At 70.9% G+C, this 21,406-nt stretch carries 18 protein-coding genes; 17 read left to right on the plus strand and 1 reads right to left on the minus strand.

The features are described from left to right. Positions 1 to 91 precede the first annotated feature (91 nt). The 7 genes from AC07XP_RS27125 to AC07XP_RS27155 all read left to right on the plus strand — a co-directional run bounded on the left by AC07XP_RS27125 (position 92) and on the right by AC07XP_RS27155 (position 6,579). Entirely contained in the window at positions 92 to 706 is a 615-nt protein-coding gene (locus AC07XP_RS27125) for a CDP-alcohol phosphatidyltransferase family protein (protein WP_492679944.1), read from the plus strand. Between the two features lie 38 nt (positions 707 to 744). Next, complete coding sequence (locus AC07XP_RS27130; protein WP_495266419.1) at positions 745 to 2,511, plus strand: bifunctional alpha/beta hydrolase/class I SAM-dependent methyltransferase; 1,767 nt, start codon at positions 745 to 747, stop codon at positions 2,509 to 2,511. Then, a complete protein-coding gene (locus AC07XP_RS27135) occupies positions 2,508 to 3,854 on the plus strand; it encodes a phosphatase PAP2/dual specificity phosphatase family protein (protein WP_495266420.1) in 1,347 nt (448 codons plus the stop codon). The genes AC07XP_RS27130 and AC07XP_RS27135 overlap by 4 nt, the downstream gene beginning before the upstream one ends. Continuing rightward, on the plus strand, positions 3,847 to 4,287 hold the full coding sequence (locus AC07XP_RS27140; RefSeq protein ID WP_062482724.1) for a hypothetical protein: 441 nt from the start codon (positions 3,847 to 3,849) through the stop codon (positions 4,285 to 4,287). Before AC07XP_RS27135 ends, AC07XP_RS27140 begins: the two co-directional genes overlap by 8 nt. A gap of 62 nt (positions 4,288 to 4,349) precedes the next feature. Beyond that, positions 4,350 to 5,015, plus strand: coding sequence for a lysophospholipid acyltransferase family protein (locus AC07XP_RS27145; protein WP_495266438.1), 666 nt, complete (start codon positions 4,350 to 4,352; stop codon positions 5,013 to 5,015). Between the two features lie 5 nt (positions 5,016 to 5,020). Then, positions 5,021 to 5,968 (plus strand): phosphatidate cytidylyltransferase, encoded by a 948-nt coding sequence (locus tag AC07XP_RS27150; RefSeq protein ID WP_172438312.1) that lies wholly within the window; start codon positions 5,021 to 5,023, stop codon positions 5,966 to 5,968. Next, complete coding sequence (locus AC07XP_RS27155; protein WP_495266421.1) at positions 5,956 to 6,579, plus strand: YdeI/OmpD-associated family protein; 624 nt, start codon at positions 5,956 to 5,958, stop codon at positions 6,577 to 6,579. Before AC07XP_RS27150 ends, AC07XP_RS27155 begins: the two co-directional genes overlap by 13 nt. A gap of 16 nt (positions 6,580 to 6,595) precedes the next feature. Here the strand turns inward: AC07XP_RS27155 and AC07XP_RS27160 are convergent, their stop codons facing one another. Next, positions 6,596 to 7,219 (minus strand): Crp/Fnr family transcriptional regulator, encoded by a 624-nt coding sequence (locus tag AC07XP_RS27160; protein WP_223301435.1) that lies wholly within the window; start codon positions 7,217 to 7,219, stop codon positions 6,596 to 6,598. A 262-nt stretch (positions 7,220 to 7,481) separates the two neighbouring features. On the opposite strand from AC07XP_RS27160, the gene AC07XP_RS27165 reads away from it, so the two are divergent. The 10 genes from AC07XP_RS27165 to AC07XP_RS27210 all read left to right on the plus strand — a co-directional run bounded on the left by AC07XP_RS27165 (position 7,482) and on the right by AC07XP_RS27210 (position 21,396). Next, entirely contained in the window at positions 7,482 to 8,543 is a 1,062-nt protein-coding gene (locus AC07XP_RS27165; RefSeq protein WP_139704412.1) for a porin, read from the plus strand. Between the two features lie 23 nt (positions 8,544 to 8,566). After that, the gene (locus AC07XP_RS27170; RefSeq protein ID WP_495266422.1) at positions 8,567 to 10,678 is read left to right on the plus strand and encodes an acetate--CoA ligase family protein; all 2,112 of its coding nucleotides are present in this window, start codon (positions 8,567 to 8,569) and stop codon (positions 10,676 to 10,678) included. Positions 10,679 to 10,707: 29 nt separating this feature from the next. Next, positions 10,708 to 11,709, plus strand: a complete 1,002-nt coding sequence (locus AC07XP_RS27175; RefSeq protein WP_495266423.1) for a Bug family tripartite tricarboxylate transporter substrate binding protein — start codon at positions 10,708 to 10,710, stop codon at positions 11,707 to 11,709. Positions 11,710 to 11,753: 44 nt separating this feature from the next. Then, complete coding sequence (locus tag AC07XP_RS27180) at positions 11,754 to 13,145, plus strand: DUF1254 domain-containing protein (protein WP_495266424.1); 1,392 nt, start codon at positions 11,754 to 11,756, stop codon at positions 13,143 to 13,145. Positions 13,146 to 13,150: 5 nt separating this feature from the next. Further along, the gene (locus tag AC07XP_RS27185; RefSeq protein ID WP_495266425.1) at positions 13,151 to 14,485 is read left to right on the plus strand and encodes a DUF1254 domain-containing protein; all 1,335 of its coding nucleotides are present in this window, start codon (positions 13,151 to 13,153) and stop codon (positions 14,483 to 14,485) included. Further along, positions 14,482 to 15,756, plus strand: coding sequence for an alkyl sulfatase dimerization domain-containing protein (locus AC07XP_RS27190; protein WP_495266426.1), 1,275 nt, complete (start codon positions 14,482 to 14,484; stop codon positions 15,754 to 15,756). The genes AC07XP_RS27185 and AC07XP_RS27190 overlap by 4 nt, the downstream gene beginning before the upstream one ends. Before the next feature lie 61 nt (positions 15,757 to 15,817). Continuing rightward, entirely contained in the window at positions 15,818 to 16,777 is a 960-nt protein-coding gene (locus AC07XP_RS27195) for a Bug family tripartite tricarboxylate transporter substrate binding protein (protein ID WP_313906292.1), read from the plus strand. A gap of 126 nt (positions 16,778 to 16,903) precedes the next feature. Continuing rightward, positions 16,904 to 17,866 (plus strand): helix-turn-helix domain-containing protein, encoded by a 963-nt coding sequence (locus AC07XP_RS27200; protein ID WP_495266427.1) that lies wholly within the window; start codon positions 16,904 to 16,906, stop codon positions 17,864 to 17,866. Positions 17,867 to 17,935: 69 nt separating this feature from the next. Further along, positions 17,936 to 20,245, plus strand: a complete 2,310-nt coding sequence (gene tynA, locus AC07XP_RS27205; RefSeq protein WP_495266428.1) for a primary-amine oxidase — start codon at positions 17,936 to 17,938, stop codon at positions 20,243 to 20,245. Beyond that, complete coding sequence (locus tag AC07XP_RS27210; RefSeq protein ID WP_495266429.1) at positions 20,242 to 21,396, plus strand: serine hydrolase domain-containing protein; 1,155 nt, start codon at positions 20,242 to 20,244, stop codon at positions 21,394 to 21,396. Before tynA ends, AC07XP_RS27210 begins: the two co-directional genes overlap by 4 nt. Positions 21,397 to 21,406 lie beyond the last annotated feature (10 nt).

The following is a 21,406-nucleotide window of genomic DNA, read 5'->3' on the forward strand; positions in this document are numbered from 1 at the left end:
GTCATTGGGGGTGGGTCTTCGGGGGCAAGTTTAGTCCCTGGCCACACTGGCAGAATGCCTGCAGAACATAACAAGAGAGGGAAGTCAGAACGTGTCCATCTACGAACTGAAACCGCGTTTCCAGGCCTTGCTGCGACCGCTCGTGGTCCGGCTGCATGCGATGGGCGTGACGGCCAACCAGGTGACGCTGGCGGCCTGTGCGGTGTCGGTCGGGCTCGGGCTCTGGCTGTTCTTCGCTGCGCCCTCGCTGGCGGCCTTCGGCCTGATCCCCGCCTGGATGTTCCTGCGCATGGCCTTCAACGCCATCGACGGCATGCTGGCGCGCGAGCACCACCAGCAGAGCAAGCTGGGCGCCTTCCTCAACGAACTCACCGACGTGGTCTCCGACGCCGCGCTCTACCTGCCTTTCGCGCTGGTGGCGCCGTTCGCGCCGTTCTGGGTCGGCACGGTCATCGTGCTGGCCGGGCTGAGCGAATTCGCCGGCGCGTTGGGCCCCACGGTGGGCGCCTCGCGCCGCTACGACGGGCCGATGGGCAAGAGCGACCGGGCCTTCGTGTTCGGCGCGCTCGGGTTGTATGTCGCCCTCGGCGGGCCGCTGCCGGGCTGGACCGCCCTGCTGATGCCGCTCGTGGCCGCGCTGGTGGCCTGGACGGTCGTCAACCGCATCCGCCGCGCCCTGGCCGAGGCTGAAGCGCCCGCCGCCTGAAACACCCCCATACAAATAAGTAAAGAAGACCCTTCTTCATGACCCCTTCCACACCCCGCGTCGCCGCCGAACACCACTTCCGCACGCACGACGGCGAATCGCTGTTCTACCGCCACTGGCCGGCCACGGGCGCCGTGCGGCGCGGTGCCGTGCTGCTGTTCCACCGCGGCCACGAGCACGGCGCGCGCATGGCGCACCTGGTGGACGAGCTGGACCTGCCCGACTTCGACTTCTTCGCCTGGGACGCGCGCGGCCACGGCCTGTCGCCGGGCCAGCGCGGCTACAGCCCCAGCTTCGGCACCTCGGTGCGCGACGTGCAGACCTTCGTGCAGCACATCGCCGCCGCCCACGGCGTGCCCGAGCACGACATCCACGTGGTGGCGCAGAGCGTGGGCGCGGTGCTGATCGCCACCTGGGCGCACGACTACGCCCCCAAGGTGCGCGGCCTCACGCTGGCCTCGCCGGCCTTCAAGGTCAAGCTCTACGTGCCGTTCGCGCGGCCGGGGCTGGCGCTGATGCACAAGCTGCGCGGGCTGTTCTTCGTGAACAGCTACGTGAAGCCGAAATTCCTCACGCACGACCCCGCGCGCATCGAGAGCTACAAGAACGACCCGCTGATCTCGCGCCCGATCGCCGTCAACATCCTGCTGGGCCTGTACGAGGCGGCCGACCGCGTGGTGGCCGACGCCAACGCGATCACGCTGCCGGTGCAGCTGCTCATCTCGGGCGCCGACTGGGTGGTGCACCACAAGCCGCAACACCAGTTCTTCGATCGGCTGGGCAGCGCCGTGAAGACGAAGACGGTGCTGCCGGGCTTCTTCCACGACACGCTGGGCGAGAAAGACCGGGCGCCCGCGGTGGCGTCGATCCGCGAATTCATCCTGCAGCGCTTCGACGAGCCGGCCGTGCCGGTCGACCTGCGCGAGGCGCACCTGAACGGCAACACCGCCGACGAATCGCGCGCGCTGGCCGAACCACTCTCGCCCCTGTCGCCGCGCGGCGCCTACTGGGCGATCACGCGCGGCGGGCTGCGCGTGGGCGGCGCGCTGTCCGGCGGCATCGCGCTGGGCCACGCCACGGGCTTCGACTCGGGCAGCACGCTCGACTACGTCTACCGCAACCAGCCGCAGGGCAAGGGCGCGCTGGGCCGCTCGGTCGACCGCACCTACCTGGACTCCATCGGCTGGCGCGGCATCCGCCAGCGCAAGATCCACGTGGAAGAGCTGCTGCGCATCGCGATGGAGCGGCTGGTCGAGATGCACCGCGAGGTGCGCCTCATGGACATCGCGGCCGGCCACGGCCGCTACGTGCTCGACGCGGTGCTGGCCAGCCCGGTGAAGGCCAGCTCGGTCCTGCTGCGCGACTACAGCGACATCAACGTGCGCGACGGCACGGCCCTGATCGCCGAGAAGGGCCTGGAAGACGTCGCCCAGTTCGTGCAGGCCGACGCCTTCGACCGCATCAGCCTGGCGAGCGTGACGCCGCGGCCCACGCTGGCCGTGGTGTCGGGCCTGTACGAGCTGTTCCCCGACAACGAAATGGTGCGCCGCTCGCTCGCGGGCGTGGGCGACGCGGTGGAAGACCGGGGCTACCTGGTCTACACCGGCCAGCCCTGGCACCCGCAGCTCGAAATGATCGCCCGCGCCCTCACCAGCCACCGCCAGGGCGAAGCCTGGGTGATGCGCCGGCGCACGCAGGCCGAGATGGACCAGCTGGTCGAAGAAGCGGGCTTCCGCAAGATCGACCAACGCGTGGACGAGTGGGGCATCTTCACGGTGTCGCTGGCGGTGCGCGTCGCGCAATGACCGCCCGGCGCGCGCCCCGGCCGTGGAAACGCGCCGCCGCGTGGCTGGTGCTGCTGGGGCCGCTGTTCTACGCGACCTACGGCTTCGCCAACTGGTGGGCCACCACCCGCGCCAGCGTGCCCTCGATGGCCTTCGACTGGGAGCGGCAGGTGCCCTTCTGGGCCTGGACGATCTTTCCGTACTGGACCATCAACGTCTTCTACGCGCTGTCGCTGTTCCTGGCGCGCGACCGCCACACGCTCGACCGGCATGCGCTGCGGCTCGTGAGCGCCACGCTCATCGCCTGCACCTGCTTCATCCTCTGGCCGCTGCACTTCAGCTTCGGCCAGCCGCCGGTGGAGGGCGCGCCGGCCTTCCTGTTCAATGCGCTGCGCGGCTTCGACCAGCCCTACAACCAGGCGCCCTCGCTGCACATCGCGCTGGCCGTGATCCTGTGGGACTGGTACCGGCGCTTCATCCGGCCGCTGTGGGCGCGGCTCGTGCTGCACGTGTGGGCCTTCGCGATCTGCGCCTCGGTGCTCACGACCTGGCAGCACCACTTCATCGACATCCCGACCGGCGCGCTGCTGGGCATCTTCTGCGTGTGGCTGTGGCCGATGGCGCGCCGGGTGTCGATGCTGCGCGCCTGGCGCCTCGCGCGCGATCCGCAGCGGCTGAAGCTCGCGGGCTTCTACGCCGTGGGCGCGGCGCTGTGCCTGTTCGCGGCGCTGGCAACGGGCGGCGTGGCGCTGTGGCTGGCTTGGCCGGCGGCGGCGCTCGCGCTGGTGGCGCTCAACTACCTCGGCTTCGGCGCGCGCGGCTTCCAGATGGACGGCCACGGCCGCATGGGCTGGGCGGCGCGCTGGCTGTTCGCGCCCTACCGTCTGGCCGCGGCCTTCAATGTGTGGCTCTGGACGCGCAAGCTGCCGGCCTCGGTCGAGGTGGTGCCCGGCCTGCGCCTGGGCCGTCGCCCCACGCAGGCCGAATGGCTCGCCGCCGGCCAGCCCCGGCTCGTGAGCCTGTGCGCCGAGCTGCAACTGCCGGCCGGCGTGTCGCCCGACCGTGCGCGCTGCGTGCCGCTGCTCGACCTCGTGGTGCCGCCGCCCGTGCGCCTGCGCCGCGCCGCGGCCGTCATCGAAGGCCAGCGCCGCGCGGCGGCGGCCGACGGTTCGGCCGTGTGGGTCTGCTGCGCGCTGGGCTTCTCGCGCAGCGCCGCCGCCGTGATCGCCTGGCTGGGCCGCGACCACGGCCTGGCACAGGCCGAAGACGCCGTGCGCCGCGCCCGTCCGCAGATCGTGCTGCACGCCGCCTGGCGTACCGCGCTCGCCCCCACCCCCGACACAGCCCCTTCCCGCCATGACTGACAACGAACGCGCCACCTGCACCACCCTGGCCGGCCTGCTGCGCGCGGCGGCCATGCTCGCCCTCTGGGGCTTCGCGCTCACCTGCATCGCCGCCCTGGTGCTGGCGCTCACGCTGCGCGGGCTCTCGAACACCGCCATCCTGGCCTTTGCCGCGGTGATGGTGCTGGGTGTGCTCGAACGCTACTTCGCCTTCCGGCTGCGGCTGGACCAGGCGCTGTTCGAAGGCCTGGCCAACGGCCAGATCGCCTCGCTGGGCGCGATGGACAACGCCCTGTCGGTGCTCGGGCTGCGCGACCCGCCGCCGCAGCCCAACGCCCGCGCGCTCGCCGACCGCGTGCAGGGAACCCGCCAACTGATGCAGCGCCACGCCATCGTGATCGCCTGCCAGAACGCGCTCTTCCTGCTCGCCCTCATGACACAGGAACTCGCTTGAACAACGACAACGGCAACAACAAGAACGACAGCAGCAGCGACGACAGCGCCCGGCCAAGCGCCATCGTGCGCCGCGGGCTCGCGGTGGTGGCGGGCCAGCTCATCATCGGCGCCGCCGGCCTTTTGACCGGCGTGCGCGCCATCTGGTCGGGCACCACGCCCAAGGCCGAGCAAACGCTGTACTTCGCCAACCACACCAGCCACGGCGACTTCGTGCTGCTGTGGGCCACGCTGCCCTCCGACCTGCGCGCGCTCACGCGGCCCGTGGCCGGCCAGGACTACTGGGAGGCCTCGAAGCTGCGCAACTTCATCGGCAAGGACGTGTTCAACGCACTCATGATCCGCCGCGACGGCTCGGGCCAGGGCGGCAACCCGGTCGACCAGATGAAGGAGGCGCTGGAAGGCGGCGACTCGCTCATCATGTTCCCCGAGGGCACGCGCAACACGGGCGACGACATCCTGCTGCCGCTGAAAAGCGGCCTCTTCCACCTGGCGCGCGCCTGCCCCACCGTGCGGCTGGTGCCGGTGTGGATCGAGAACCTCAAGCGCGTGCTGCCCAAGGGCACGCTGGTGCCGATTCCGCTGGCCTGCACCGTGCGCTTCGGCGCGCCGATCCAGCTCGAGGAAGGCGAGGACAAGGTCACCTTCCTCGCCCGCGCACGCACGGCCATGCTCGACCTGCGCCCGGAGTACGACCGCATCGAACCAAACGGAGGGACCGCCTCGTGATCGAAATGTCCCCCTTCGCCTGGACCACCTTCAAGCTCTTCGGCGGCGTCTTCGGCGTGCTCGTGCTGGCCTCGGCCATCGGCGCGCTGCTCAAGTGGCGCGTGGCGCACGGCCAGCCGCACTCGGTGATCGACAACCTCAACTCGCGCGTCAACGCATGGTGGGTGATGGTGGCGGTGATCGGCCTGGCCTTTGCCTTCGGCAAGGGCGGCGTGATCGTGCTGTTCTATCTGATCTCGTTCTATGCGCTGCGCGAGTTCATCAGCCTGGCCTACACGCGGCGCGGCGACCACGGCGCCATTGCGCTGGCCTTCTTCGTGGCGCTGCCGGGCCAGTACTTCCTGATCTGGATCGACTGGTACGGCCTGTATTCGATCTACATCCCGGTCTACGCCTTCCTGCTGCTGCCCATCCTGGCGGCCGTGGGCGGCGACACACAGCGCTTCCTGGAGCGCACCTCGAAGATCCAGTGGGGCCTGATGGTGTGCGTGTTCTGCATCAGCCACGTGCCGGCGCTGCTCACGCTGCAAATTCCGGGCTTCGAGGGCCGCAACCTGCTGCTGATCGCCTTCCTGGTCATCGTGGTGCAGGGCAGCGACGTGCTGCAGTACGTGTGGGGCAAGCTCTTCGGCAAGCGCAAGGTGGCGCCCGAACTCTCGCCCTCCAAGACGTGGGAAGGCCTGATCGGCGGCGTGGCCAGCGCCACCGCGATGGGCGCGGCGCTGTACTGGGCCACGCCCTTCAACCCGTGGCAGGCGGCGCTCATGGCCTTCATGATCTGCCTCCTGGGCTTCTTCGGCGGGCTGGTGATGTCGGCCATCAAGCGCGACCGCGGCGTGAAGGACTGGGGCTCCATGATCGAAGGCCACGGCGGCATGCTCGACCGGCTCGACTCGGTGATCTTCGCGGCGCCGATCTACTTCCACGCATTGCGCTACTGGTGGGTGCCGTGAGCCCGGCGGCGAAGAAGACCGCGGTCAAGGTGGACCGCATCGTCGACGACACGCCGCTGGAATGCGCCGACGCCGCCGCGCTGCTGCGTTGGTACAAGAAACACCATGCGAGCCACGCCGGCGTCTGGCTGCGCATCGCGAAGAAGGCCAGCGGCATCGCCTCCGTCGACCACCCCGAGGCGCTGGAGATCGCGCTGTGCTTCGGCTGGATCGACGGCCAGCGCAAGAGCCAGGACGCGCAGTTCTTCCTGCAGCGCTTCACGCCGCGCACCGCACGCAGCATCTGGTCGAAGATCAACCGCGACAAGGCCCTGAAGCTCATCGACGAGGGCCGCATGCAGCCCGGCGGCCTGGCCGAGGTGGCGCGCGCCCGTGCCGACGGCCGCTGGGAAGCGGCCTACGACGCCCCGAGCGTGGCCACCGTGCCGCCCGACCTGCAGGCCGCGCTCGACGCCAACCGCACCGCCAAGGCCTTCTTCGCCACGCTCGACGCGCGCAACCGCTTCGCCGTGCTGTTCCGCACGCAGGGCGCGAAGAAGCCCGAGACGCGCGCCCGGCGCATCGCGCAGTTCGTCGAGATGCTCGCCAAGGGCGAGAAGATCCACCCCTGAGCCTGCGCCCCGCCGCTCACTGCGGCCCGGTGCCCGTCGCGATGACCGCGAGCTGGTCGGGGTCCACGATGCGGATGCGCTTGTAGCTCATGTCGATCACGCCTTCCGCGACCAGCCGCCCCAGCTCCTTGTTGATGGTCTGGCGCGACAGCCCCAGCATCGCCGCGAGGTCGTTCTGCGACAGCCGCACCGGCAGGCTCGCGGCCGCCTCCACCTGCATGCCGTAGAAGTGGATCACGCTCATCAGCGTGGCGGCCACGCGCCCGCGCACCGAGTTCAGCATCTGGTTCTGCAGCAGCACCACGCTCAGCCGCTGGCGCTTCAGGCCCAGCCGGGCCACGCCGCGCCACAGCGCGGGCTCGGCGTCGAGCACCGCGATCACGGCGTCGCTGGGCAGGTGGACGATCACCGAGTCTTCGTGCGCGTGGTAGTCGTAGGGCAGCGGCACGTCCTCGAGCAGGCGCACCAGCGGCGCCACCTGGCCGGGCCCGAGCAGTGCGTTGACGTACTTGCGCCCCTGCGGGCTCATGCTGCTGATCTCCAGGCAGCCTGACACCACCGCCAGCAGCTCGCGCTTGTGGCGGTCGCGCGCCAGCACCTGCGTGCGGCGACGGTAGCGCACCAGCCGCGCCGACTTCATGAGCTCGGCGCGGCGCGCGTCGGGCCATTGGGAAAACAGCTCGTTCCAGCGCAGCGCGCGGTCGAGCAGCTCGGCGCTGTCTTCGGCGTCGGGAGGGGGGATTGCAGGTGGTCGGGTCAGCGGGTTCTCCCTGCCCTGGTGTTCACGAATCTGTCAAAGCGTTGACAGATTCGGGGGCCCTTCATTTCTATCGTAAGCCCCGGACATCGACAAGCACACAGGCGGCACCGCCTAGCGGCTCGCCACACCGGAGACAACCCAAATGAAGAAGACAGCCACCGCGGCCCTCGCGCTCGCGGCCTGCGCCCTTGCGTCCGCGCAAAGCACCGTGAGCGTCTACGGCACGCTCGACCTGTACGTGGCGCACGCCAGGTCGGGCCCCGCCTCCTCCACGCGGCTGGAGGACGGCGGCCAGACCGCCTCGCGCATCGGCTTTCGCGGCACCGAGGACCTGGGCGGTGGCCTGGGCGCGCACTTCACGCTGGAGAGCGGCTTTGCGCCCGACACCGGCAACGGCACGCTGCCGGGCCCCGCGATGTCGTTCAGCCGGCAGTCCTTCGTCGGGTTCTCGGCGCCGTGGGGACAGATCGACGCGGGTCGCATGTACACGCCGATGTTCTACGCGCTGTTCAAGGCCGACCCCTACGGCCTGAACTCGGTGTTCTCGCCGATCAACCTGGTGGCCGCCACCGACGCGCAACCGGGCCTCACGCCCTTCGCGGCCCGCGCCAGCAACATGGTGCGCTACCGCACGCCGGCCAGCATGGAGTTCTTCGCCGACCTGGCCTACGCACCGGGCGAATCGAGCGCGCCGAGCCACCAGAGCGGCAACGTCTACGGCGGCAACATCGGCTGGGCGCGCAAGCCGTACTACATCGCCTACGCCTTCCAGCGCGCGCGCTCGGGCTCGGCGGCGGCGCCCGTGGCCTCGCCCGCCACCACGACCTACCAGGCGCTGACCGGCTCCTACGAGCTGCCCTCCATCGGCCTGCAGCTGTACGCCAGCTACGTGCGCAACGCCTCGAGCCTGCCCAACGTGCCGACCGCGAAGCTCGTGAACCTGGGCGCCACCTACAACGTGACGCCGGCCTCGAACCTGATCTTCGGCGCCACGCAGCGCAAGGTGGCCGAGAGCGAACGCTCGCAGCTGGCGTGGACGCTGGGCTACGACTACTACCTGAGCAAGCGCACCGTGGTCTATGCGCGCTGGCTGCGCCTGCTGAACCGGCACGGCGCGTCGGCCTCGCTCGCGACCATCCCGGTGGTGGCCAACAGCGGCAACGACGTGCGCGTGCTGGCCACCGGCATCCGCCACAACTTCTGACTTCCGAACCCTCCGCCATGCCCATGGACTTTTTCTCTTCGCAAACCGAATCCCTCTCGGCGCTGTTCGCACCGCGTGCCATCGCGGTGGTCGGCGCCTCGTCCAACGCGCAGAAGATCGGCGGTATTCCCGTCGACTACCAGCGCCGCTTCGGCTTCGAGGGCGCGCTGTACCCGGTCAACCCGAACGCCGACCGCATCCAGGACCTGCCGGCCTACCCCAGCCTGCGCGCCATCGGCCAGCCGGTGGACCTGGCCATCCTCGCGGTGCCGTCGGCGCTGGTCGACGGCGCGCTCGACGACGCCATCGCGGCGGGCGTGAAGGGCGTGGTGCTGTTCTCCTCGGGCTTTGCCGAAGTGGGCGCCGAGGGCGCGGCGGCACAGGCACGGCTGGGAGACAAGGCGCGTGCCGCGGGCGTGCGGCTGGTCGGCCCCAACTGCCTGGGCTTCATGAACATCGCACGCCACGTGTACGCCACCTTCTCGCCGGCGCCCGGCGTGGGCCGCGTGATGCCGGGGCGCATCGGGCTGGTGAGCCAGTCGGGCGCGTTCGGCGCCTATGCCTACGCGATGGCGCGGGCGCGCGGCGTCGGCCTGTCGCTGTGGGCCACCACCGGCAACGAGGCCGACGTGCAGGTCGCCGACTGCCTGGCCTGGCTCGCGCAGGACCCCGACACCGACGTGATCATGGCCTACATGGAAGGCTGCCGCGACGGCCCCCGCCTGCGCGCCGCGCTGGCCCTGGCGCAGGCCAACGGCAAGCCGGTGGTGATGGTCAAGGTCGGGCGCACCGCGCTGGGCGCCGAGGCCGCGGCCTCGCACACCGCCGCGCTGGCGGGCGACGACGCGGTGTACGACGCCGTGTTCCGCCAGTACGGCGTGCTGCGCGCGCGCAACCTCACGGAGTTCTTCGACCTGGCCCACAGCGCCGCCGTGGCGGGCCGCCCGCGCGACCGCTCGATCGGCCTGTTCACGCTCTCGGGCGGCGTCGGCGCGCTGATGGCCGACGAGGCCTCGGCCCAGGGCCTGGACGCCCGGCCGCTGAGCGAGGCCGCGCAGGACACGCTGCGCCGCTGGGTGCCCTTCGCGGCGCCGCGCAACCCGGTCGACATCACGGGCCAGGTGACCAACGACATGACGCTGATCGATCGCACGGCCCGCGTGATGCTGGACGACCAGGGCTTCGCCTCGTGGATGGGCTTCCTGGCCGCCGCGGGCGCGTCGGACGCGTTCTGGCCGGTGCTGCGCTCGCTCGTGGCGTCGCTGCGCGAGGCCTATCCCGACACGCTGCTGGCGGTGAGCACGCTGCTGACGCCCGAGCGCCGCGCCGAGCTCGAGGCCATGCGCTGCCTGGTGTTCGCCGACCCGTCGGACGGCATCCGCACGATCGCCGCGCTGGCGGGGCTGAAGCCTGCGGCGGCGGTGACTGCGGCGCCCGCATCCATCAAGGCGTCATTGACGCTCGCGCCCGGCACCCTGTCCGAGCCCGACGCGCTCGCGCTGCTGGCCGATGCCGGCGTGCCCGTGGTCGCGCACCGCGTGGTGCGCAGCGCCGACGAAGCCGCAGCCGCCGCCGAGGCGCTCGGCGAGGCGGTGGTGGTGAAGATCGTCAGCGCCGACATCCCGCACAAGTCGGACGTCGGCGGCGTGGCGCTCGGGCTGCGCGGCGCGGCGCAGGCGCGCGCGGCCTTCGAGCGCACGCGCGACCTCGCGCGCACCGCACGGCCCGAGGCGCGGCTCGACGGCGCGCTGGTGGCACGCATGCTGACGGGCGGCGTCGAATGCATCGCGGGCGTGCACCGCGACCCGGTGTTCGGGCCGGTGCTGATGTTCGGCCTGGGCGGCATCCACGTCGAGACGCTGCGCGACGTGTCGCTGCGCGCATTGCCGATCACGCGCGACGACGCGCTGGCCATGGTGCGCGAGCTGCGCGCCTTCGCGATCCTGAACGGCGCGCGCGGCCGCCCGCCCGTCGACCTCGACTCGATCGCCGACGCGCTGTGCGCACTCGCCGACTTCGCGCAGCGCGCGGGCGACTCGCTCGACAGCGCCGAGATCAACCCGCTGATCGCGCGCCCGCAGGCCGAGGGCGGCTGCGTGGCGGTCGACGCGCTGGTCGTCGGCCGCGCGCCCTGAAGCACAACAACAACCACCGGAGACATCGCATGACGACGACATCGAAGAACGGACTCGGGCGCGCACTCGGCGCGGGCGCGGCACTGGTGCTCGCCGCAAGCACGGCGGCGGCAGCCACGGAGGCGCCCTTCCCCTCCAAGCCCGTGCGCATCATCGTGCAGTACCAGGCGGGCGGCTCGACCGACATCCTCGCGCGGCTCGTGGCCGAGGGGCTGTCCAAGCGGCTGGGCCAGCCGGTGGTGGTCGAGAACCGCAGCGGCGCGGGCGGCATCATCGGCACCGACTACGTCGCCAAGAGCCCGCCCGACGGCCACACGCTGCTGCTCACGGTGCCGGGGCCCGTCACGGCGAACCTGGTGCTCTACAGCAAGCTGCCCTACGACCCGCGCACCGACCTGCGCATGGTGTCGGACATCGCCACCACGCGCACCGTGCTGGCGGTGCACCCTTCGGTGCCGGCGACCGACTTCAAGAGCCTGATCGCCGCCGCCAAGGCCGCGCCCGGCAAGTACTCGATGGGCTCGTGGGGCCCGGGCACGCAGCCGCACCAGGTGCAGGTCTACATGGACAAGGCCTACGGCCTGCAGACGATGCACGTGCCCTACAAGGGCGAGAGCCCGATGGCGATCGACCTGATCGGCGGCGTGATCCAGATGACCGTGGGCTCGGTCACCACGCTGCAGCCGTACATCAAGGCCGGCAAGCTGCGCCCGCTGGCCGTGGCCGGCCCCCGGCGCGCCCGCGCGCTGCCCGACGTGCCCACCTTCGCCGAGCAGGGCTACGCCGACGAGGTCTACGCCATGACCGGCCCGACCTCGCTGATGGCGCCGGCCAGGACGCCCGACGCCATCGTCGAGCGCCTGGGCCGCGAAGTCAGCGCGGTGGTGCGCCAGCCCGAGGTGAGCCGGCGCATCGAGGAGCTCGGTGCCGAGCCCGTGGGCAACCTGCCGCCCGAGGCCGCCGCGGCCTACAAGGCCTTCCTGCCCGTGACGCTGAAGCTCACGCAGGCCACGGGCGTGAAGCTCGACTGAACCGCCTTCCCCCTCCCCTTTTTCCGAACCCCGAGGTCTTTCCCATGAACGCTCCCGCTCCCGTGCCCGACATCGCCGCCGCCCGCAAGGCGCTCGCCCGTTCCATCGGCCTGGCCGCCTTCGTCTACGGCTATCCGCTCACCGAGACCTACCGCACCTGCGCCATGCAGACCGCGCCGCGCGCCGAACGCCGCAGCGGCGCCTCGGCCGGCTCCGACGTGCGCGCGCCGCTGAACACGCTGCACCACGCGCCGCGCCCGTCCACCCACGAAGACCGCGACGTGGTCACGCCGGCCAACGACCTGCTCTACACCATGGCCTGGCTGCACCTGGCGCACGGGCCGATGCTGCTCACCGTGCCCGCGTCGGCGCGGCATCCGGGGCGCTACTTCGTGCTGCCGCTGTACGACGCCTACACCGAGAACTTCGAGAACCTGGGCCCGCGCAACTGCAACCCCGAGGGCGAGACCGTGGTGCTCGTGGGCCCCGGCGGCACGGTGCCGGAATCGCTGGCCGCCGCCCACCGCGTGGTGCGCTGCCCGACCGACCTGGTCTGGCTCATCGGCCGCATCCTGGTGGGCGACGAGAGCGACTGGCCGGCCGCGCGCGCGCTGCAGTCGGAGATCCAGCTGACACCCGCGCCCGGCACCGTGCTGCAGGGCCGTCCGGCCGCCATCGAACAGTGGGCCGGCCCGCACGAAGACGCCATGGCCGCCGCCTTCGAGCACGGCGAGCCCGCTGCAGAAGTGGCGCCGCGCTTCTTCACCAACGTGTGCCACGCGCTGGCCGAGGCGCCGGGCCGCGTGGAAGACCGCGGCCTCGTGGCGTGGTTCGGCCAGGGCGGGCTGCTGGCGAACGCCGCGTTCTCATGGGACGCGCTGGAGGCACCGCTGCGCGAAGGCCTGATCGAAGGCTTCGCCGAGGGCGTGCAGCTGGTCGGCGCCGTGGGCCGCAACCGCCGGCCCAAGCCCTGGTCGATGACGCCGGCCACCGGCCGCTACGGCAACGAGTTCCTCGGCCGCGCGCGCACCGCCTACCTGGGCCTGGGCGCGCTGGCCACGAGCGAGGCGGTGTACGCCGCCGCGCACCACGACGCGACCCAGGAGCCGCTGGACGGCCAGCGCCGCTACACGATGCGCTTCGAGGCCGGCGACCTGCCGCCCGCGGACGCCTTCTGGTCGGTCACGCTCTACGACACCGACCGCTTCCTCTACCCCAACGACATCCGCCGTCACGCCATCGGCGACCGCACGCCCGGGCTGAAGCGCAACGCCGACGGCAGCCTCGAACTGGTGGTGAGCCACGCACGTCCCACCGACGCCGCCAACTGGCTGCCCGCGCCGGCCGGGCGCTTCTACCTGATCCTGCGCATGTACTACCCGCGCGAAGGCGTGCAGGGCTGGCGCATCCCGCCGCTGCAGGCACAACAGGGCTGAGCACGATGCAGCCGCACACCGACATCCTGCAAGCCCTGGCCGAAGAGGCCGTGGTCTACGCCTACCCGCTGTACGAGATGTGCCGCATGCGCGCAGCCACCTCGCCGCAGCGCACCGACGCCGCCGGCGAGGCGCCCAAGCCGCTGCGCTGGTGCAACGTGTTCACGCACGCGCGCCAGCTGCTGGGCGCGGGCAAGAGCCGCGTCGTCACGCCGAACAACGACACGCTCTACACCAACGCCTGGCTCGACCTGGGCGAGGGCCCGCTCGTGATCGACGTGCCCGACACGGCCGGGCGCTACTACGTGCTGGGCCTGCTCGACTTCTTCACCAACCCCTTCGCCCACCTGGGGCAGCGCCTCACGGGCACGGCGGCGCGCGCCTTCGTGGTCACGCCGCCGGGATGGCGCGGCACGCTGCCCGCAGCCTTCGACGCGCCGGGCGCGCGCATCGAGGCGCCCACGCGCTGGCTGTGGATCATCGGCCGCCTGCTGGTCGACGGCCCGCAGGACGTGCCGGCCGTCAACGCGCTGCAGGACGGTTTTCTCGTGCGCACGCTGGCCGACTGGGAGGTCGGTCGCCGCTCGGCGCCGCGCGCTTTCGACCCGGCCTGCGATCCGAAGGCGCCGCTCACCGCCGCGCACTTCGCCGCGCAGGTGAATGCGGCGCTGCGCGACAACGCGCCGCCGGCTGGTGATGCAGCGCGGCTGGCGCGCTACGCATCGCTCGGCATCGGGGCCGATGCAGGCGTGCTCGACGACGGCCAGCGCGCCGCGCTGCAGGCCGCGCTCGACACCGTGCTGCCCCGGCTGCGCGAGGCGCAGTCGGGCCGCACCACGGCCTCGGGCTGGGTGCAGATGCCGCTGGTGGAAGGAAGCTTTGGCGACGACCACCTGGCGCGCGCGCTGATCGCGCTCAAGTACATCGGCATGCTCGAAAGCCGCGAGGCCACCTACCCGATGGCCTGGCACGACGCCACCGGCGAAGCCCTCACCGGCCAGCGTCGCTACACGCTGCGCTTCGCGCCCGACGCGCTGCCGCCGGTCGACGCCTTCTGGTCGCTCACGATGTACGACACGCGCGACTACATGCTGGTCGACAACCCGATCGACCGCTACGCCATCGGCGACCGCACGCCGGGCCTGCGGCGCGACGCGGACGGCGGGCTCACGCTGCACATCCAGCACGCGCGCCCCGACGGCGAGGCCGCATTCGCCAACTGGCTGCCAGCGCCCGAAGGCAGTTTCTACCTGTGCCTGCGCGCCTACGTGCCGCGCGCCGAACTGCTCGACGGCCGCTACCAGCTGCCGCCCCTCACCGTCACCAAGGATTCCGCATGAGCGCCACCGCTGAAAAACCAAAAGCCACCGAAGAAGAAAAGCCCTTCCTCATCGTCGGCACCGGCACCGAGACCGTCGCGCCGGGCCTGCACATCCTGCGCGGGCAGGGCCAATCGTTCGTGGCCGAAACCAACGTGGGCCTGGTCGTGATCGACGCCGGCCCGGGCGGCTCGGTGACGCAGGGCATGATCGACGCGCTGCGCCAGCTCAGCGACGCGCCGGTGCATGCGCTGTGCTTCAGCCACGGCCACATCGGCTACAACGCCGGCGTGCCGATGTGGCTGGCCCATGCCGCCGCGCGCGGCGATGCGCCGCCGCGCATCATTGCGCACCGCAACGTGCCGCGCCGCCTGGCGCGCTACCGCGAGACGCTGGCGCTGCAGCACCGCATGGCCGAGATCCAGTTCAACCGCCCCGCCGGCTTCTTCGACCACCGGCTGGTGACGCACCCGCCCACCGAGACCTTCGACGACGTGCTGCAGATCGGCAGCGGCGAGCGCCGCATCGAGCTGCGCTGGGCGCCCTCGGAAACCGACGACGCGATCGCGCTGTGGAGCCCGGCGCAGCGCGTGCTGTACGGCGGCGCGGCGCTGATCGACTCCATTCCCAACATCGGCACGCCCTTTCGCACGATGCGCGACACGGTGCGCTGGGCCGACACACTGGAGGCGCTGGCGGCGTTGAAGCCGCGCAAGGCGGTGCGCGAATTCGGCGCCACGCTCGAGGGTGAAGACCAGGTGCAGCACGTGCTCGTGCACACGGCCCGCGCGCTGCGCTGGGTGCGCGCCGAGGTGGTGCGGCTCATGAACGAGGGGCTCAACGAGCGCGACATCCTGGCGCGCATCCGCTTTCCCGACGAGCTGTTCGCGGTCGAGTGGATGAAGCCCACCTATGGCGACCCCGGCTACATCGTGCGCGACATCTACCGCTCCGAGAACGGCTGGTGGGACCGCAACCCGACCTCGCTGCACCCGGCCGCGCCCGAGGCCATCGGCCGCGCGGTGGCCGACGCCATCACCGACAAGCGCGGCGTGATCGACCAGGCACGTGCGCTGGCGGCGGCCAAGCAGTGGCAGCTCGCGCTGCACGTGATCGACCTGCTGGCCACCGCCGAGGGCGACGCGCTGGAGATCGCCGAGGCGCGCTCGCTCAAGGCCGAATGGCTGCGCGAGCGGGCACGCGAAGTGCCCAGTTACGTCTCGCGCAACCTGTATCGCGTGGGCGCGGACATGATCGAACAAGGCACGCAGGCGCGCTTCGGCATCCGCTGAAGCCTTTCCATCGGAGACACGGACCATGACAACGACAACACCATTCCGCTTCGGCCTGCGCATGCTGGCCGCCTGCTCCCTGGCCGCACTGGCAACGGCCAGCCACGCACAACAGGCCGACAGCTACCCCGACAAGCCCGTGACGCTGGTCGTTCCCACCGCGGCGGCCGGCGGCACCGACACCATCGCGCGGCTGATCGGCGACGGCCTGGGCAAGATCCTGAAGCAGCCCTTCGTGGTCGACAACCGCCCGGGCGCCAACGGCATCCTCGGCAGCGAGGTGGTGGCGCGTTCCACGCCCGACGGCTACCGGCTGCTGTTCACCTACGCCGCGACGATGGTGGTGAACCCCAGCCTCTACAAGAAGCTGCCCTACGACCCACTGAAGGACTTCGTGCCGATCGCCCAGGTCGGGCGCGGCGGCAACCTGCTGCTGGTGCGCAAGGACCTGCCGGTGAAGACGATCCAGGAGTTCGTCGCCTACGCCAAGGCGCGCCCCGACAAGCTCAGCTACTGCTCGTGGGGCAACGGATCGGGCGGCCACCTGGCGATGGAAAGCCTGAAGAAGCAGGCCGGCCTCGTGATGACGCACGTGCCCTACAAGGGCAGCGGCCCCTGCGTGCAGGACCTCGTGGGCGGCCAGGTCGATGCGGCCTTCGCCGACATCTCCTCGACCGTGGAGATCGTGCGCGCCGGCCGCATCCGCGCGCTGGCCAACAGCGGCCCCTCGCGCATCCCGATGCTGCCCGACGTGCCGACCATGACCGAGAGCGGCTACCCCTTCACCACCTACGCCTGGTACGGCCTGCTGGCGCCGGCCAAGACGCCGCCCGCCGTCGTGAAGAAGCTCAACGAGGCCGTGAACCAGGTGCTGCGCGACCCCGCGGTGGTGCGCCGCATGTACGAGCTGAACTTCAACGACCTGCCGCAGAACACGCCCGAGCAGTTCACCGCCACGATCCGCAGCGACCTGCGGGACTGGGGCGCGCTGGTGAAGGACATCGGCCTGACGCTCGAATGAACGCCTGAGCGGCCCTGACCAAGGGTAAGCAACATGGTCGGCCGCCGGCGCTTCCCACACACTGCGCCGTGACAGGCACGGTTTCTGCTCATCGGTGGCGCGATGGCAACTGCGCCAGCGCGCACCATGACCGAGCTTCTTCACTTCAGCCGACAACTCACCGCCGAAGCCCAGGCGCAGGCCTCGGGCGTGGGCGCCTGGGACCAGCACTACGAGCAGCTGTCCAACGGCCGCTTCGAGGGGCTGGCCGAAGACCTGCACCTGGACTTCGTGCAGGTCTTCCACGAGCGCGCCAACCAGACCGTGCTGCAGCGCGGCCGGGGCCGACCCGGCGCCATCGCCTTCGCGCTCACGGAGACGGCCGCCCCGGGCAGCTGGTACTGCGGCCACGACCTGGCCGGGCGCCAGCTCAGCGCGTTGCCGCCGCGGGGCGAGTTCGAGCTGCTGGCCGGCGCCGGCATGGACCTGATGGCGGTGTGCGTCGACACCGAACCGCTGGCCAAGCTGGCCACCACCCTGTTCGGCCCCGACTTCGAACTGCGCATGCCGGCGCCCGCGCCGGTGCAGCACCCCGGCTTCGACGAAACCGCCTTCACCCGCCTGCTGGGCGCCGCCCTGTCGCTGGCGCGCGACAACCTCGCGCAGCTCGAACAGCCGGCCGCGCGCCACATGCTGTCGCTGTCGCTGGCCGACGCGGTGCTGCAGTGCATGGGCTCGAAGGCCTTCGAGGCCCGGCTGCCCGCCAGCACGGCGGCGCGGCGCCACATCGTGGCCAAGGCGCGCGAGTACATGCAGGCGCACGCCGACGAGCCCATCAGCGTGCCCGACCTGTGCGCGGCCACCGGCGTGTCGCGCCGCTCGCTGCAGTACGCCTTCGAGGACGTGCTGCACCTGAGCCCCGTCACCTACCTGCGCGTGATGCGCCTGAACCGCGTGCGCTGCGAGATGCAGGCCTGCCGCGAGGACACCATCGGCGACATCGCCGCGCGCTGGGGCTTCTGGCACCTGTCGCGCTTTGCCATCGACTACGCGCGCCTGTTCGGCGAGCTGCCGTCCGCCACGCGCGCGCGGTGGTTTGCCAAATCTTGATAACGCCCGCGCCGGCGGCGCTCTTACCTTCGCGGTTGTCCACCACAACACGCGAAGAAGGATGCAGCCATGCGCAGCAGCTACCACCGAACGCCCGGCCGCGGCGCCGCACGGCGTCTCCTGGGCACCGCCCTGGCCTCTGCCCTGGCGCTCGCCCTCGGCCCCCTGAGCACTGAGTCGGCCCGGGCCCACGACGGCGCGGCCCACATGGTGCCGCTGAAGAAGACGGTGGAAGACTTCGGCGGCACGCTGCGCTGGGACAGCTTTGCCAACGTGTTCACCGTGGCGCGCAACGGCACGCTGGTGCGCCTGAAGCCCGGCTCGAAGACGGCGCTGGTCAACGGCCAGCCGATGCAACTCGACGTGCCCGTGGTCATGCGCAAGGGCGCGGCCTACGTGCCGCACGACTTCGTGAACCAGGTGTTCCAGTCGAGCCTGGACAAGACCTTCGTGGTCGAGCGCGTGCCCAACCCGCTGAACCCGCTGACCGAGGCCGAGATCCAGGCCACGCTCGAGGTGCTGAAAGCCTCGGGGCGCCACAAGGCCGGCCTGCGCTTCACCGAGATCAGCGTGAAGCGCCCGCCCAAGGACGAGGTCTGGAACTTCGCGCTCACCGGCCAGCCCGTGCGCGCGCCGCGCCAGGCGGCCTTCGTGGCGCTGGACGGCAAGAAGGTCATCGAGGGCACGGTCGACCTCGCGGCGCGCACGCTCACCGCATGGAAGCCGATCGAGGGCGCGCACGGCATGGTGCTGCTGGACGACTTCGCCACCGTGCAGAGCGCCATCGAGGCCAGCCCCGACTACGCCAAGGCCCTGGCCACGCGCGGCATCGCCGACGTGAAGAAGGTGGTGGCCACGCCGCTCACCGTGGGCTACTTCGACGGCAAGGATTCGCTGCGCCAGGAAGACCGCCTGCTGAAGGTGGTGAGCTACCTGGACGTGGGCGACGGCAACTACTGGGCGCACCCCATCGAGGGCCTGGTGGCGGTGGTCGACCTGGAGCAGAAGAAGGTCATCAAGATCGAGGACGGCGGCCTGGTGCCCGTGCCGCTCAAGCCCACGCCCTACGACGGGCGCGACCGCGCGGCCACGCCCGCGCCCAAGCCGCTGGAGATCACCGAGCCCGAGGGCAAGAACTACACGATCACCGGCCACACGATGCACTGGCGCAACTGGGACTTCCATGTGCGGCTCGACTCGCGCGTGGGCCTGGTGCTCTCCACCGTCACCTACAACGACAAGGGCACGAAGCGCAAGGTGATGTACGAAGGCTCGCTGGGCGGCATGATCGTGCCCTACGGCGACCCCGACACCGGCTGGTACTTCAAGGCCTACCTCGACTCGGGCGAGTACGGCATGGGCACGCTCACCTCGCCCATCGAGCCGAACAAGGACGCGCCGCAGAACGCCGTGCTGCTGGACGCCACGCTGGCCGACTACACCGGCGCGCCCACCAAGGTGCCGCGCGCCATCGCGGTCTTCGAACGCTATGCCGACCCCGAGTTCAAGCACCAGGAAATGGGCAAGCCCAACATCAGCACCGAGCGGCGCGAGCTGGTGGTGCGCTGGATCAGCACGGTGGGCAACTACGACTACCTGTTCGACTGGGTGTTCGCCGAGAACGGCACCATCGGCATCCACGCCGGGGCCACCGGCATCGAGGCCGTGAAGGGCGTGAAGTCGCGCACCATGCAGGACCCGACGGCCGCAGAGGACACGCGCTACGGCACGCTGCTGGACCACCACATCGTCGGCACCACGCACCAGCACATCTACAACTTCCGCCTCGACCTCGATGTGGATGGCGAGCAGAACACGCTCACCGAAGTCGACCCCGTGGTGCTGCCCAACACGCGCGGCGGCCCGCGCACCAGCACCATGCAGACGGTGCAGCGCACGGTGCGCACCGAGCAGCAGGCGGCGCAGAAGTTCGACCCGTCGACCATCCGCCTGCTGAGCAACCCGGCGAAGAACAACAAGGTCGGCAACCCGGTGTCGTACCAGCTGGTGCCGTACGCGGGCGGCACGCACCCCATTGCCAAGGGCGCGAACTTCGCGAAGGACGAGTGGATCAACCACCGCCTGAGCTTCATGGACCGTCAGCTCTGGGTGACACGCTACGACCCCGAGGAGCTGTTCCCCGAAGGCAAGTACCCGAACCGCTCCAACAAGGACACGGGCCTGGGCCAGTTCACGGCCGACAACCAGGAGATCGTGAACACCGACAACGTGGTGTGGCTCACCACCGGCACCACGCACGTCGCGCGCGCCGAGGAGTGGCCGATCATGCCCACCGAGTGGGTGCATGCGCTGCTCAAGCCGTGGAACTTCTTCGACGAGACGCCGACGCTGGGGCTGAACCGGCCCGCTGCGAAATGACCGCCGCGAACGGCGAGGCCATCGGCCGCTACGAGGACCTGATGACGCTGGCGCCCGCCCTGCAGGCGCCGACCTACCGCCAGATGGACCGGCTCTACGCGACGCGCGCGATCCGGCGCGGCACGCAGCTGCATCCGCTGCCCGAGGGCACGCCCGTCGATGCGCAGCGCTTCGGCATCGACGCGTTCATGGCGCGCAACCACACGGCCGGCTTGCTGGTGATCAAAGACGGGCACGTCGTGCTCGAGCGCTACGCCATGGGCAACAACGCAGCGACGAAGTGGCTGTCGTTCTCGGTCGCGAAGTCGCTGACCTCCACGCTGGTCGGCGCGGCTGTGAAAGATGGCCACATCGCCAGCCTCCACGACCCGGTGGTGCGCTACCTGCCCGCATTGAGTGGCTCAGCGTATGACGACGTGACGGTGAAGCAGGTGCTGCAGATGAGCTCGGGCGTGGCCTGGAACGAGGACTACCTCGACGCCGGCTCCGACCGGCGCCAGCTGATGCGCGTGCAGCTCACGCGCGAAAAGGGCGCGGTGCTGGCGTTCATGGCGAAGCGCCCGCGCGTGGCGCCGGCGGGCACGCGCTTCAACTACAGCACCGGCGAGACCTGCCTGGTCGGCGAGATCCTGGCCAGCGCGATCCGCCGGCCGATCAGCGACTACCTCTCGGAAAAAATCTGGGCGCCCTTCGGCATGGAGGCCGATGCGTACTGGCAGCTCGATGCGGTCGATGGCCAGGAGTTCACCGGCAGCGGCGTGAACGCCACGCTGCGCGACTTCGGGCGCTTCGGCCTGTTCGTGCTCGGCGGCGGCATGGCCGGCGGCCGGCAGGTGCTGCCCGACGGCTGGGTGGCCGATGCCACGCGCGTCGACGCGGCCAGCCACCTTGCGCCCGGCACGCTCGCGGGCTTCGAACCGATGGGGTACGGCTACCAGTGGTGGACCTTCCCGACCGGCGCGAAGGCGCTGCCCGAACTCGACGGCGGCCTGTTCGCCGCGCTCGGCATCTTCGGCCAGCAGGTCTACATCCACCCGAAGGAACGGCTCGTGGTCGCGATCCACAGCACCTGGCCGGCGCCGATCCATCCGCCGAGCCTGGTCGAGACCGATGCGCTGCTCGGCGCGCTGACCGCCGCGCTGCGCACCTGACCAGAGCGTG

This window comes from Variovorax sp. GW531-E2 (assembly GCF_059423125.1).